Consider the following 13,082-nt stretch of genomic DNA (forward strand, 5'->3'; position numbering starts at 1 on the left):
GAGTTGGAGGGACCATGAGAAGCAAGGCCGGCGTGCTGGAACTCGCCGTGCTCGGGCTGCTCCACGAGTCCCCCATGCACGGGTACGAGCTGCGCAAGCGGCTGAACACCCTGCTCGGCATGTTCCGCGCGTTCTCATACGGAACTCTGTACCCCTGCCTCAAGGCACTGCTCGAGCAGGGGCTGATCACGGAGGACGACGAGGAGCCCGTCGCGGCACGTCCGGGAGGCACCCGCCGCTCGAAGATCGTCTACAAGCTCACGGCCGAAGGTAAGGAGCGCCTTCAGGAGCTCCTGTCCGAGGCCGGCCCCGCGTCCTGGGAGGACGAGGGGTTCGGAGTGCATTTCGCCTTCTTCGCCCAGACCCGCGCCGACGTACGGCTGCGGATCCTCGAGGGCCGGCGCACCCGGCTCGAAGAGCGGCTGGAGAGCGTACGGGCCGCGCTGGCCCGTACGCGGGAGCGTGTGGACAACTACACGCTCGAGCTCCAGCAGCACGGGTTGGAGTCGGTCGAGCGCGAAGTCCGGTGGCTCAACGAGCTGATCGGGCGCGAGCGCGCACAGCAAGCAGATGAGAGCAACGGCTGAGGACGCAAGGCGTCCCCCCGCAAAGAGAGTAAAGGAGCATCCGGATGGGTTCAGTGCGCGTGGCCATCGTCGGTGTCGGCAACTGCGCGAGCTCGCTCGTCCAGGGAGTCGAGTACTACAAGGACGCCTCGCCCGAAACTCGTGTCCCTGGTCTAATGCACGTCCAGTTCGGCGACTACCACGTCGGTGACCTGGAGTTCGTCGCCGCCTTCGACGTCGACGCCAAGAAGGTCGGTCGTGACCTGTCCGAGGCGATCGTCGCCAGCGAGAACAACACGATCAAGATCTGCGACGTGCCGCCGTCCGGCATCACGGTGCAGCGTGGTCACACGTTCGACGGTCTCGGCGAGTACTACCGCGAGATCGTCGACGAGTCGGACGAGCAGCCCGTCGACGTCGTCCAGATCCTCAAGGACACCCAGGCCGACGTGCTCGTCTCCTACCTGCCGGTGGGCTCGGAGGAGGCGGACCGCTTCTACGCCCAGTGCTGCCTCGACGCCGGCGTGGCCTTCGTGAACGCGCTGCCGGTCTTCATCGCCAGCGACCCGGCGTGGGCCCAGAAGTTCACCGACGCCGGCGTCCCGATCGTCGGTGACGACATCAAGTCCCAGGTCGGCGCGACCATCACGCACCGCGTGATGGCCAAGCTGTTCGAGGACCGCGGGGTCGAGCTGCTGCGCACGTACCAGCTCAACTTCGGCGGCAACATGGACTTCATGAACATGCTGGAGCGCAAGCGCCTCCAGTCGAAGAAGATCTCCAAGACCCAGTCGGTCACCTCGCAGATCCCGCACGAGATGGCAAAAGCCGACGTGCACATCGGCCCGTCCGACCACGTGCCGTGGCTCGACGACCGCAAGTGGGCGTACGTCCGCCTGGAGGGCAGGTCCTTCGGCGACACCCCGCTGAACCTCGAGTACAAGCTCGAGGTCTGGGACTCCCCGAACTCCGCGGGTGTCATCATCGACGCGGTCCGCGCCGCCAAGATCGCCAAGGACCGCGGCATCGGCGGCCCGATCCTGTCGGCGAGCTCCTACTTCATGAAGTCCCCGCCGGTCCAGTACAGCGACGACCAGGCCCGTGACGCCGTCGAGGCGTTCATCCGCGGTGAGGTGGAGCGGTAAGTAGCGGTAAGTAGACGCCACACGCGTACCCGCAAGGGCCCGTACACCAGACGGTGTACGGGCCCTGCGCATGTGCGGCGGCTGTTTCGGCAGAACAGGGCGTAACCCCGGGTACCGGCCACCTGACCTGTGCCCATACCCTGGACCACGGCCGGACACCGACCGTGTCGGAGCCGGCCGGGCGGCCAACGGGGCCGGGCAGGGTTCACCGTGTCACAGGGGAAAGAAGGCACCGTGCGCAGAGTCGGGCGGAGACACCCGCCACCGTGCCGCCGAACTCCGTGAACACGCAGAGCACTGTTCGTCTCACAGTGGGCTCATCAGCAATAACAAGCTTATTGCGTGATCTCAACGGTTGAGTAACTGGTACCACTCGTTACCAGGCCGAGCTGGACAGAAGCCGTAACTCACGGTGTTCTTCCACCTTGGACGCGCCATGACCTGGTGCAGCTCAACGCGATGCAAGACGGCCGTGATCGGCCGGATGGAGGGCGTACATGATTGGCAGGAAGTCAGGGCTGACAGCTGCCGCCGCGATCGGCACGCTTGCCCTGGCCCTCGCCGCCTGTGGCGGGGGTTCTGGCAGCAGCAGCAGCGGTTCGGACGATGGCAAGCCGAAGAAGGGGGGCACACTCAGGATCATCGGCGCCGGCGGCCAGGACAACCTGGACCCGACGAGCGCGTACAGCACTGCGTCGAGCGCCCTCCAGCGCACGTATTCACGGCAGCTCTTCGCATACCCGGCGTCGAAGGACCCGAAGGCGGCTTCGACCCCGGTGCCCGACGTCGCCGCGTCGATGCCGACGGCGGAGAACGGCGGGATCAGCGCGGACGGCCTGACCTACAAGATCCAGCTGCGGCACGGTGTGATGTGGAACACCAGCCCGCCGCGTGAGATGGTGGCCGGGGACTTCGTCCGCGCTTTCAAGCACATGTGCAACCCGGCTTCGCCGGTCGGCGCGCCGAACTACTACGTGCCGAACATCAAGGGGATGCAGTCCTACTGCGACCCCTTCCTGAAGGACAAGAAGCTCCAGCAGGACCCCAAGGGGATCGCGGACTACGAGAACGGTCACGAGATCTCGGGTGTCAAGGCGCTGGACAACTACACGATCCAGTTCGTGCTGACGAAGCCCGCCTCTGACTTCATCAGCCTCCTGGGCATGACGTTCGCGTCGGCGGTGCCGGTCGAGTACTACCAGTACGTGCCGGGCAGCACGGACCAGTTCAAGCACCTCGTCTCGGCCGGGCCGTACCAGATCACCTCGTACGACCCGAACAAGTCGATCGTCCTGGACAAGAACCCGAACTGGAAGAAGGAGTCGGACCCGCTCCACAACCAGTGGGTGGACCGGATCACGGTCACCGAGGGCCAGGGCTCGCCCGAGGCGGTTCAGCAGCAGCTCGAGGGCGGCTCGGCCGACATCTCGCTCGACCAGCCGGTGCCGGCGTCGGCGCTCGGCCGCCTGGCCACGAAGAACGACCCGAACCTGACGGTCAACGGCCCGCCCATCTCGAACCCGTACCTGGTCTTCAACCTGAAGAGCCCGAACGAGAAGAAGGCCATGCAGAACCTCAAGGTTCGGCAGGCCATCGAGTACGCGATCAACAAGGTCGCGCTGGCGAAGGTCTACGGCGGCCCGAAGTACAACACGCCGCTGAACACCATCATCCCGCCGGACAGCGTCGGCTACCAGGACTACAACCTGTACCCGACCAACGGCAGCCAGGGCGACCCGGCCAAGTGCAAGCAGCTGCTGTCGGAGGCCGGCTACCCGAACGGCCTGAAGATCAAGGCCGCGTACCGGCAGGCGGGTAACCACCCGGCGATCTTCCAGAGCTACGCGCAGGACCTCCAGGCGTGCGGCATCACCGTCACGGGCGTGCCGGTGCCGCAGGCGGACTTCTACTCGCAGTTCCTGCAGAAGACCGACAACACCATCGCCGGCAAGTGGGACGTCGCCGCTCCCGGCTGGGTGCCGGACTGGTTCGGTAACAACGGGCGTGCGGTCGTCTCGCCGCTGTTCGACGGTCGCAACTGGGCCGACGGCACCTCCAACTACGGTGGTTACGACAGCCCGGTCACCAACGGCCTGATCGACAAGGCGCTGGAGGCCAAGACCGTCGACGAGGCCGCCAACTTCTGGCACCAGGCCGACCAGCAGATCATGAAGGACGCGGCGATCGTGCCCTTCATGGCGCAGAAGACCCCGTGGTACCACTCCTCGAAGGTCAAGGGCGCCACCTGGCTCCCGATCGCGCAGCAGTTCGACTTCACGAACCTGTGGCTCAGCGGTAGCTGACCCCCACCCCTCCCACGCGATGCGGCCGGGCCCCGGATTCCGGTGCCCGGCCGCGTCACATGCACATCCCCGCGCAGATCGCCTGGCATCCTGGCCTCGGTCGATGTCGCCGAGACCGCTCCCATCAGGTAAACATGCTGTGGCTCTGCTCTCTAACCAGTTCTCGAAGGGGAGGACATGAGCCTTCTCGAGGTCCATGACCTAAAGGTCTCCTTCGATACCTCCGACGGAGTGGTCAAAGCCGTCCGTGGGGTGTCGTTCAGTGTTGACCGGGGGCAAACCCTCGGCATCGTCGGCGAGTCCGGCTCAGGTAAAAGCGTGTCCACCCAGACGCTCCTCGGGCTCACGGCCGGCGCACGAATCGAAGGGCGGGCTCTGTTCGAAGGTCAAGATCTCTTGACCATGAGCGACGAGCAGCTCCGGCGGATCCGCGGCAAAGAGATCGCGATGATCTTCCAGGATCCGCTGTCCAGCCTCCACCCGCTGTACAAGGTGGGCCGGCAGATCGTCGAGATGATCCGGCAGCACGAGCCCGAGGTCACGAAGGCACAGGCCCGCAAGCGGGCGGTCGAGCTCCTCGGCATGGTGGGCATCCCCCAGCCGGACCAGCGGGTCGACGACTTCCCGCACCAGTTCTCCGGCGGTATGCGGCAGCGCGCGATGATCGCGATGGCGCTCGCGCTGAATCCCAAGCTGATCGTCGCGGACGAGCCGACGACCGCGCTGGACGCGACCGTCCAGGCGCAGATCCTCGACCTCATGCTGCGCCTTCAGCGGGAGTTCGACAGCGCGCTGATCATGATCACGCACGACCTGGGAGTGATCGCCGACCTCGCCGACGACGTGCTGGTGATGTACGGCGGAAAGCCCGTGGAGTTCGCCGATCGGCGAACTCTCTACTACCGGCCGCACCACCCGTACACCAAGGGCCTGCTCGAGTCGATCCCCGGCTCCAGCGGGGCGAAGGACCGGCTCAAGCCGATTCCCGGTCAGCCGCCCTCCCTCATCAACCCCCCGACGGGCTGCACGTTCCACCCTCGCTGCGCGTACATCATGGACCGGTGCGTCACCGATGAGCCGCAGCTGCGGCCGGTGCTCGACGGGGACGGCGGCACCGATCCGAACCACCGGTCCGCGTGCTGGCTGCCCGTCGAGGCCGTCGGGCTGAAGCCCGAGGCGGAGGAGCTTCGCCGGCAGGCGGTAGCGACGGGACGAACCACGGCGGCCAACATCACCACCCAGGGCGCGGAGGCACAGTGAGCCAGAGCGGTGACGCCCTCGTCAAGCTCGAAGGCGTCTACAAGCACTTCCCCATCAAGCAGGGGATCTTCTTCAAGAAGGAGATCGGCCGCGTACACGCGGTCGACGGCGTCGACCTGGAGGTACGCCGCGGGGAGACGCTGGGCATCGTCGGTGAGAGCGGCTGCGGCAAGTCGACGCTGGCCCGCTGCATCACCGGGCTGCACCCGATCACCAAGGGGCGCATCCTCTTCGAGGGCCAGGACATCGGCAACAAGCCGGGCAAGCAGTTCCGCCGTGACGTCCAGATGATCTTCCAGGACCCGTACGGCTCGCTGAACCCGCGCCGCCGGGTCGGCTCGATCATCGGCGACCCGTTCGACATCCACGGCACCGCCTCCGGCGCCGAGCGGAAGCGGCGGGTGCAGGAGCTGATGGAGCTCGTGGGTCTCAACCCCGAGCACTACAACCGGTTCCCCGCGGAGTTCTCCGGCGGGCAGCGGCAGCGCATCGGCGTCGCGCGGGCCCTCGCGCTCAAGCCCAAGCTCATCGTGTGCGACGAGCCGGTCTCGGCGCTCGACGTGTCGATCCAGGCGCAGGTCATCAACCTGCTGAAGGACCTGCAGGACGAGCTCGGCCTCACGTACATCTTCATCGCCCACGACCTGTCGGTGGTCCGTTACGTGTCCAACCGGGTCGCCGTCATGTACCTCGGCAAGATCGGCGAGACGGCGGATGGCGAGGAGCTGTACGAGCGCCCCCGGCACCCGTACACCAACGCGCTGCTGTCGGCCGCGTCGGTCGCCGACCCGGACGCCGCCGAGCAACGGGACCGCATCGTCCTCATCGGCGACGTCCCCTCGCCGATCAATCCGCCGTCCGGCTGCCGGTTCCACCCGCGCTGCCCCAAGGCGCAGGAGACCTGCGTCGGCGAGGTCCCCGAGCTCATCGCGCGTCCGGGCGATCCCGCCGATCACCTCACCGCGTGTCACTTCCCGGTCGAGGCCGGGGAGCACCTCGCCCGTGAGACCGCGGCGATCGAGCAGCTGTCCACCGAGCCCACGCTCCCGAGTGCATAGGCGACGACAATGAGCCTCACCGATCTCGAAGCCGACGCCTCGCTTCCGGCCGCGGGAGAAGTAGCGGCGGCCGGGCCCATCCAGGGCCGCAGCCCGTGGCAGCTCGCCTGGGCACGACTACGTCGCGACAAGGCGGCGATGATCTCGCTCGTGGTCATCGTCCTGCTCATCGTCATGGCGCTGATCGCCCCGCTGATCTCCAAGTGGATCGGGTACGCCCCCGCCTTCGGCGACCGGAAACTCGGCATCACCGAGGACGGCCTGCCGGTCGGCCTCAACGGGCATCACCCGCTCGGCACCGACCGCCTCGGGCGTGACCTGCTCGTCCGGGCCGTGTACGGCGCGCGCATCTCGCTCATCGTCGGCCTCGTCTCGACCGCCCTGGCAACCATCCTGGGCGTCGTCGTGGGCGCGATGGCGGGCTACTTCGGCGGTGTCGTCGACACCGTCCTGGCCCGCTTCATGGACGTGACGCTGTCGTTCCCGTACCTGCTGTTCGCCATCGCGCTGGCGGCGGCGTTCGGTGCCAGCACGCCGCTGACGATCTTTGTCATCACCTTCTTCTCGTGGGCCTCCATCGGCCGGATCGTGCGCGGCCAGGTCATCTCGATCAAACAGCGGGAGTTCGTCGAGGCGGCCCGGTCCCTCGGCGCGAGCAACATGCGGATCATCTTCATCGATGTGATCCCGAACCTGCTCGCCCCGCTGATCGTGCTGGCCACGATGACGATCCCGGTCGCGATCGTCTTCGAGGCGACGCTCTCGTTCCTGGGAGCCGGCATCGACCCCCGTACGCCGAGCTGGGGCAACATGCTCAGCGACGCCACGGAGACGTACCAGGTCGCCTGGTGGACGCTGTTCGTGCCCGCCGCCTTCCTGCTGATCACGACGCTGGCGTTCAACATCCTCGGCGACGCCGTCCGCGACGCCCTGGACCCGCGCTCCGAGCGTCTCTTCGCGGCCCAGAAGGCCGGCCGGAAAAAGAAGAAGAAGTAAGGGACCACCGACATGCTTCGTTTCCTGATCCGGCGGATCGTCTTCGGCGTGGTGGTGCTGTGGATCGTCACCCTGGGCGTCTTCCTGCTGTTCTTCGCCACCTCGAAGGACCCGGCCGCCCGCTTCGCCGGCAAGTCGGCGACGGCGGACACGCTCGCCCTGGTGCGCCACAAGCTCGGCCTAGACCAGCCCCTCACGGTGCAGTACTGGCACTTCCTGACGCGTACGCTGAAGGGTGACCTGGGGTACTCCTTCGTCACCCAGAGCCCGGTCACCGACATGATCAAGAGCGCGCTGCCCGCCAGCCTGTCCTTGATCCTCGGTGCCGCGGTCATCTGGCTCATCAGCGGCGTCGTCACCGGCGTCCTCAGCGCGACCAAGGCGCGGACGCTGCTCGACCGCGGCATCACGGCGGCGGTCCTCGTCGGCATCTCGATGCCCGCGTTCGTCGTCGCGCTGACGCTGGCGTTCCTGTTCGCCAACAAGATCCAGATCTTCCCGGCCTCGGGCTTCGTCCCGCTCCAGCAGAACCCGGTCCAGTGGTTCCAGCACCTCGTGCTGCCGTGGCTGACGCTCGCCCTCCTGCAGTCGGCGATCTACACCCGGCTGACCCGGGGCTCGCTGCTGGACGTGCTCGGTGAGGACTACATCCGCACCGCGCGGGCGAAGGGCCTCCCGGAGAACAAGGTGATCTACCGGCACGGCCTGCGGTCCGCGCTGACCCCGGTGCTCACCCAGTTCGGCGTGGACGTCGGCGTCCTGATCGGCGGCACGCTCGTCACCGAGACGGTGTTCGGCCTGCAGGGCATCGGCCAGCTGACCGTGCGCTCGCTGACCACCGGCGACCTGCCGGTGATCATGGCCGTCGTGCTGATCGCGTCGTTCTTCGTGGTCCTCGCGAACATCATCGTCGACATCGTGTACTCCTTCCTCGACCCGCGCGTCCGTCTCGAGTAGCGGCCGCGTAAGGCAGCGAAACGGCCGGTCGTCCCCGAGGGGACGGCCGGCCGTTTCGCTGCCTTACGCTTGGTCGGTGTCCTACGCCGCCGACCTGCGCTTGGTCATCCGGGGTCAGGACTTCCGCCGCCTGTTCACGACCCGCGTGATCTCGGCGCTCTCCGACGGCGTGTTCCAGGTGGGCCTCGCGGGCTACGTCCTGTTCTCCCCGGAACAGCAGGCCAGTGCCGCGGAGGCGGCCGCCACCGCCGCGGTGCTGCTGCTGCCGTACTCCGTGCTCGGCCCGTTCGCCGGCGTCTTCATCGACCGGTGGCGGCGCCGCCAGATCCTCGTCCACGCGCCGCTCATCCGCGCCGTCGCCGTGGTGGCGACCGCGCTGCTGCTGATGCGCGGCGACGACGGCCTGCTGTTCTTCCTCGCGGCGCTGATCGTGTTCGCCGTCAACCGGTTCTTCCTGTCGGCGCTGTCGGCGGCGCTGCCCCGCGTGGTCGGGGCACCGGAGCTCATCACCGCCAACGCCGTGTCGGTGACCTCCGGGACGATGATGTCCTTCGCCGGCGCCGGGGTGGGGTACGTCCTGCGGGTGCTGTTCGGCGCCGGCCGGGGCGGCACCGCCGGTGTCCTCGTCGCCGCCGCCGTCCTCTACGTCGCCACCGCCCTCGTCGCCACGCGCATGGGCCGCGACCGGCTCGGCCCGGACCAGAGCGAACTGCGGACCGACACCCGCGAGGCGCTCGGCCAGGTGCTGCACGGGCTACTCGACGGCGCCCGGCACGTACGGGACCGGCGCCCGGCCGCCGCGGCGCTCGGCGCGATCGGCGCCCACCGCTTCCTCTACGGCATCGCGACCATCATGACGGTGCTGCTGTTCCGGAACTACTTCTCGAGCAGCGCCGAGGCCGGGCTCGGCGGGTTCGCCGTCGTCCTCGTCGTCTCCGGCATCGGGTACTTCCTCGCCGCCGTGATCACACCCATCGTCACCGGGCGGATCCGCAAGGAGTCCTGGATCACGGCCCAACTGGTGTTCGCCGGCGTCGCCGAGGTGATCCTCGCGGCGCCGTTCTCCCCGGTGCCGTTCATCCTGGGCGCCTTCGTGCTCGGGCTCGTCTCCCAGGGCGTGAAGCTCTGCGTCGACACGATCGTGCAGACGTCCATCGCCGACGCCTTCCGCGGCCGGGTCTTCTCCTTCTACGACATGCTCTTCAACGGCCTGTACGTCGCCGGCTTCGCCGTCGCCGCCGCCCTCCTGCCCGCGAACGGCAAGTCCTACGGCGTCCTCGCCCTCATCGGCGGCGGCTACGCCCTGTCTGCACTGCTGTACTGGCTGTCCGCGAAGAACTCTCCGAGTGTCGCCACCGCCGGTAGCACCGTCTGAGGTCGGCGGTGGCCGGTCTCAGCGGTGGGTGAAGAGCGGATTCCAAGCGCCGGGCGCGTCATTGATCTGGTACCCGGTGAGCGGGGTCACGGTCTTGCCGTCGACGCTCACCAGCACCAGCCGGTTACGGAACTCCCCTCTTCCGGTGCACTTCTTGACGTCGCACGCGAGCGCGATCAGATGGGCGTCATCCGCCCAGGCTCGGAGCTGTTCGACCGGCTGGATGCCGGCCGCCTTCGACGTCGTGACGTCCTCGACGGCCGTGGCGGGGCCGCGCGTCCTGGGTCTGCCAGGGCCCGCGTACGGGTTCCCCCGCGCGAGGTAGCGACCGCTCGGGGACAGTCCCGCCTGATCGGCCTGAATGTCGTCCTCGCCGGGCGGCGCGGGCTGCGGCGTGCCGGTCAGGTCGTAGAACCTCCTGGCCGGAGTCGTGCTCGTCGGCGCCCACAGCAGTCCCCCGCTCCGGCTCCAGCCGAGATCCTGCCTGGCGTTGAAGTCGTCCGTGGCCGCCGGGAGGGTGTGGAATGCCGCCTTGCCGGACGCGACATTGACCAGGTAGTACCCGGTGCGCGAACTCGTCCGCGGACCGGCGAGCACGTCCGGGGAGCGGCCATAGGTGGTCACGAGCAGCCGCTCGCCATCCGGGGACCAGGCCAGGCCTCCGGCCCGGTGCTCCAGCGTGATCCAGCGGGTGACCTTCTGGGTCTTCATGTCCAGCAGGCCGACCCGGGCGGTCGGCAGCGGGCCTTCGAGGACGGCGGCTCGCCGGAGGCCGGGCGCGACGTCGAGGTGCGCCCAGGGCGTCCTCTGGTAGCCGCCCGTCGCGGCGTCGTACAGGTACCAGGTGTCCTGGAACACCGTGTGCCCACCCACGGACGACTGCTTCCGGATGTAGTACGCGGAGAGCGCCGTCTGGCCCGCCGCGACGAACCGCTGAGGCGGCGAATGCGTGGGGTCGGTGTGCAGTGAGGTGTCCATGGGCGCGTGACTCGTCGCCGGGCGCGGGGCCGGCCGGGTCCCGACGTCGACCGTGAGCGTCGTCGCCGCGACGGCGGCCGCCGCCCCCGCGACCAGGGCGATGCCGCGGATCCGCCGCCGGGTCCTGCGGCGCAGCGCACGATCGGCCAGCCCGGCCGGCACCTGGGCCTCGGCCGACCATTCCTCGAGTGACTGCCGGACGAGCGTCTCCAGCTTCACGGTCGGACCTCCGTGATGTTCTTCAGCGCGGCGAGTTCGGGGGAGAGTTCGCGCAGGCGGGCGAGGGATCGGTGGGTGGTGCTGCGCACGGTGCCGACGCTGCAGTCGAGGATCCGGGCGACCTCGGTCTCCGGCAGGTCCTCGAAGAAGCGCAGCACGAGCACGGCCCGCTGCTTGGGGGTGAGCCGGGCCAGCGCCCGGCGTACGGTGATCTTCAGTTCCACGGCCGAGGTGTCGTCCTCGTGGGCCCGCTCCGGCGGGACGGCGACCTGGGTCTCGCGCGAGCGCCACTTGAGCCGCCACCAGCTCACCTGCTGGTGGTACATGACGCGCCGCACGTAGCCGTCCGGGTCGCCGACGGTCCGCCAGCGGGCCGCCGTCTTCGCGAGCGCGGTCTGCAGCAGGTCCTCGGCCGACTGCCGGTCACCGCCGGTCAGCAGGAAGGCCAGACGCATCAGCGCCGGCGACCGCGCCACCACGAACTCGCGGAAATGTCGCTCAGCCGCGGCATCCATCGTCACCTCCGAAGGTCATCGCCCCCTTGAGACGCGTCCGGACTCACGCGACTATGCGTCTCCCGGCAAGTAATCGATCACGCCCGGACGGCCGGACTCGGTCACCACAGCTCATCGAGGTCACCGTCGTGGCTCAGGCCGTGCGAATCGTCCCCCTCGTGCAGGGGCGCGTCGGGGCCGAGGAGGAGCGCCACGCTCCGGCGAAGGGCTTCGAGCAGGCGGCTCACCCTGCTCTCGACCGGCGGTAGGTCCGTGGCGGCGCTCACGTGCACCGTGTGGCCTGTGACAGCCATCGTCACCTCCGAAGTGCGTCCCCCTTGAGACGCCTTCGGACCACGGCCGCTATGCCGCCCTTTCGATCTTCGCCGGCATGGCCGGGACGCCGGAGACGGCGGAGATTCCCTCAGCCCGCGTGTCGCCGCGCGGCGGCGACCATCGCCGTCGTGACGCGCGCCAGGTCGGCCTCGGGCGTCACGTACGGCGGCATCGTGTAGATCAGGTTGCGGAACGGGCGCAGCCACACGCCGTGGGCCATGACGGTGTCCTGGACGGCGGCGATGTCCACCGGGTCGGTCAGCTCGATGACGCCGATCGCGCCCAGCACCCGGACGTCGGCGACGCCGGGCAGGTCGCGCGCGGGTTCCAGGCCCGCCGTGAGGAGCTTCTCGATCCCGGCGACCTCGGCCTGCCAGTCCCGCTCGCGCAGGAGTTCGAGGGAGGCGGTGGCGACCGCGCACGCGAGTGGGTTGGCCATGTACGTCGGGCCGTGCATGAGCACGCCGGCCTCGCCCTCGCTGATCCCCCGGGCCACCCGGTCGGTGCAGAGGGTCGCGGCCAGCGTCAGGTAGCCGCCGGTCAGCGCCTTGCCGACGCACATGATGTCCGGGCTGACCCCGGCGTGCTCACAGGCGAACAGGGCGCCGGTCCGGCCGAACCCGGTGGCGATCTCGTCGAGGATCAGCAGCACGTCGTGTTCGTCGGCCAGTTCGCGCAGCAGGCGGACGTACGCCGGGTCGTAGAACCGCATGCCGCCCGCCCCCTGGACGACCGGCTCGACGATGATGGCGGCCAGCTCGTGGGCGTGGGCGGCGACGAGGCGTTCGAGCTCGGCGGCGTACGTCGCGTCGTACGCCGCCGGGGGCAGCGGCGCGAAGACGTGGGCGGGCAGCACGTCCGTGAACAGGTGGTGCATGCCCCCGACCGGGTCGCAGACGGCCATCGTGGCGAACGTGTCGCCGTGGTACCCGCCGCGCACGGTGAACAGCCGGGTCCTGCCCGTACGGCCGCGCGACCGCCAGTACTGCAGGGCCATCTTGATCGCGACCTCGACCGAGACCGATCCGGAGTCGGCGAAGAAGACCTTCGTGAGCGGCTCCGGCGTGGCGTCGATCAGCAGCTCGGCGAGGCGGACGGCCGTGGGATGGGTGAGGCCGCCGAACATCACGTGGGCCATGGCGCCGAGCTGGCGGGTGACGGCCGCGTCCAGGGCGGGGTGGGCGTACCCGTGGATCGCCGCCCACCACGACGACATCCCGTCGATCAGCTCCCGGCCGTCGGCGAGGGTCAGGCGGACGCCCCTGGCCGACACAACGGGGTGCACCGGCGTGGTCGCGGGCATCGGAGCGTACGGATGCCAGATGTGCTCCCGGTCGAACGCGAGCAGCTCCTCAGGGGCCATGCGCCATCATCGCATCCCGGGCCGGCCTGGGA

General features: G+C 68.8%; 12 protein-coding genes. 8 read left to right on the plus strand and 4 right to left on the minus strand.

What is annotated here, in order from left to right; genetic code table 11:
* Nucleotides 1–14: 14 nt before the first annotated feature.
* From ABEA24_RS51975 to ABEA24_RS52010, 8 genes are all read left to right on the plus strand, one after another.
* Nucleotides 15–587, plus strand: a complete 573-nt coding sequence (locus tag ABEA24_RS51975) for a PadR family transcriptional regulator (RefSeq protein WP_345444081.1) — start codon at nucleotides 15–17, stop codon at nucleotides 585–587.
* A 44-nt stretch (nucleotides 588–631) separates the two neighbouring features.
* Entirely contained in the window at nucleotides 632–1,711 is a 1,080-nt protein-coding gene (locus ABEA24_RS51980; RefSeq protein ID WP_345444083.1) for an inositol-3-phosphate synthase, read from the plus strand.
* Between the two features lie 497 nt (nucleotides 1,712–2,208).
* Nucleotides 2,209–4,014, plus strand: a complete 1,806-nt coding sequence (locus ABEA24_RS51985) for an ABC transporter substrate-binding protein (RefSeq protein ID WP_345444086.1) — start codon at nucleotides 2,209–2,211, stop codon at nucleotides 4,012–4,014.
* A 177-nt stretch (nucleotides 4,015–4,191) separates the two neighbouring features.
* The gene (locus tag ABEA24_RS51990) at nucleotides 4,192–5,274 is read left to right on the plus strand and encodes an ABC transporter ATP-binding protein (protein ID WP_345444089.1); all 1,083 of its coding nucleotides are present in this window, start codon (nucleotides 4,192–4,194) and stop codon (nucleotides 5,272–5,274) included.
* Nucleotides 5,271–6,332, plus strand: coding sequence for an ABC transporter ATP-binding protein (locus tag ABEA24_RS51995; protein WP_345444092.1), 1,062 nt, complete (start codon nucleotides 5,271–5,273; stop codon nucleotides 6,330–6,332). Before ABEA24_RS51990 ends, ABEA24_RS51995 begins: the two co-directional genes overlap by 4 nt.
* Before the next feature lie 9 nt (nucleotides 6,333–6,341).
* Complete coding sequence (locus tag ABEA24_RS52000; RefSeq protein WP_345444095.1) at nucleotides 6,342–7,328, plus strand: ABC transporter permease; 987 nt, start codon at nucleotides 6,342–6,344, stop codon at nucleotides 7,326–7,328.
* 12 nt (nucleotides 7,329–7,340) lie between these two features.
* Complete coding sequence (locus tag ABEA24_RS52005) at nucleotides 7,341–8,285, plus strand: ABC transporter permease (protein WP_345444098.1); 945 nt, start codon at nucleotides 7,341–7,343, stop codon at nucleotides 8,283–8,285.
* A 76-nt stretch (nucleotides 8,286–8,361) separates the two neighbouring features.
* On the plus strand, nucleotides 8,362–9,660 hold the full coding sequence (locus ABEA24_RS52010) for an MFS transporter (RefSeq protein WP_345444101.1): 1,299 nt from the start codon (nucleotides 8,362–8,364) through the stop codon (nucleotides 9,658–9,660).
* A gap of 18 nt (nucleotides 9,661–9,678) precedes the next feature.
* Here ABEA24_RS52010 and ABEA24_RS52015 read toward each other — a convergent pair whose 3' ends face one another.
* The 4 genes from ABEA24_RS52015 to ABEA24_RS52030 form a co-directional block, all read right to left on the minus strand.
* Nucleotides 9,679–10,857, minus strand: coding sequence for a hypothetical protein (locus tag ABEA24_RS52015; RefSeq protein WP_345444103.1), 1,179 nt, complete (start codon nucleotides 10,855–10,857; stop codon nucleotides 9,679–9,681).
* Complete coding sequence (locus ABEA24_RS52020) at nucleotides 10,854–11,372, minus strand: SigE family RNA polymerase sigma factor (protein WP_345444106.1); 519 nt, start codon at nucleotides 11,370–11,372, stop codon at nucleotides 10,854–10,856. The genes ABEA24_RS52015 and ABEA24_RS52020 overlap by 4 nt, the downstream gene beginning before the upstream one ends.
* A 101-nt stretch (nucleotides 11,373–11,473) precedes the next feature.
* A complete protein-coding gene (locus ABEA24_RS52025; RefSeq protein WP_345444109.1) occupies nucleotides 11,474–11,665 on the minus strand; it encodes a hypothetical protein in 192 nt (63 codons plus the stop codon).
* A gap of 110 nt (nucleotides 11,666–11,775) precedes the next feature.
* Nucleotides 11,776–13,050 (minus strand): adenosylmethionine--8-amino-7-oxononanoate transaminase, encoded by a 1,275-nt coding sequence (locus ABEA24_RS52030; protein WP_345444112.1) that lies wholly within the window; start codon nucleotides 13,048–13,050, stop codon nucleotides 11,776–11,778.
* Between the last annotated feature and the right edge of the window lie 32 nt (nucleotides 13,051–13,082).

The sequence above is a fragment of the Actinoallomurus vinaceus genome, from assembly GCF_039542055.1.
GTDB classification, from domain to species: domain Bacteria; phylum Actinomycetota; class Actinomycetes; order Streptosporangiales; family Streptosporangiaceae; genus Actinoallomurus; species Actinoallomurus vinaceus.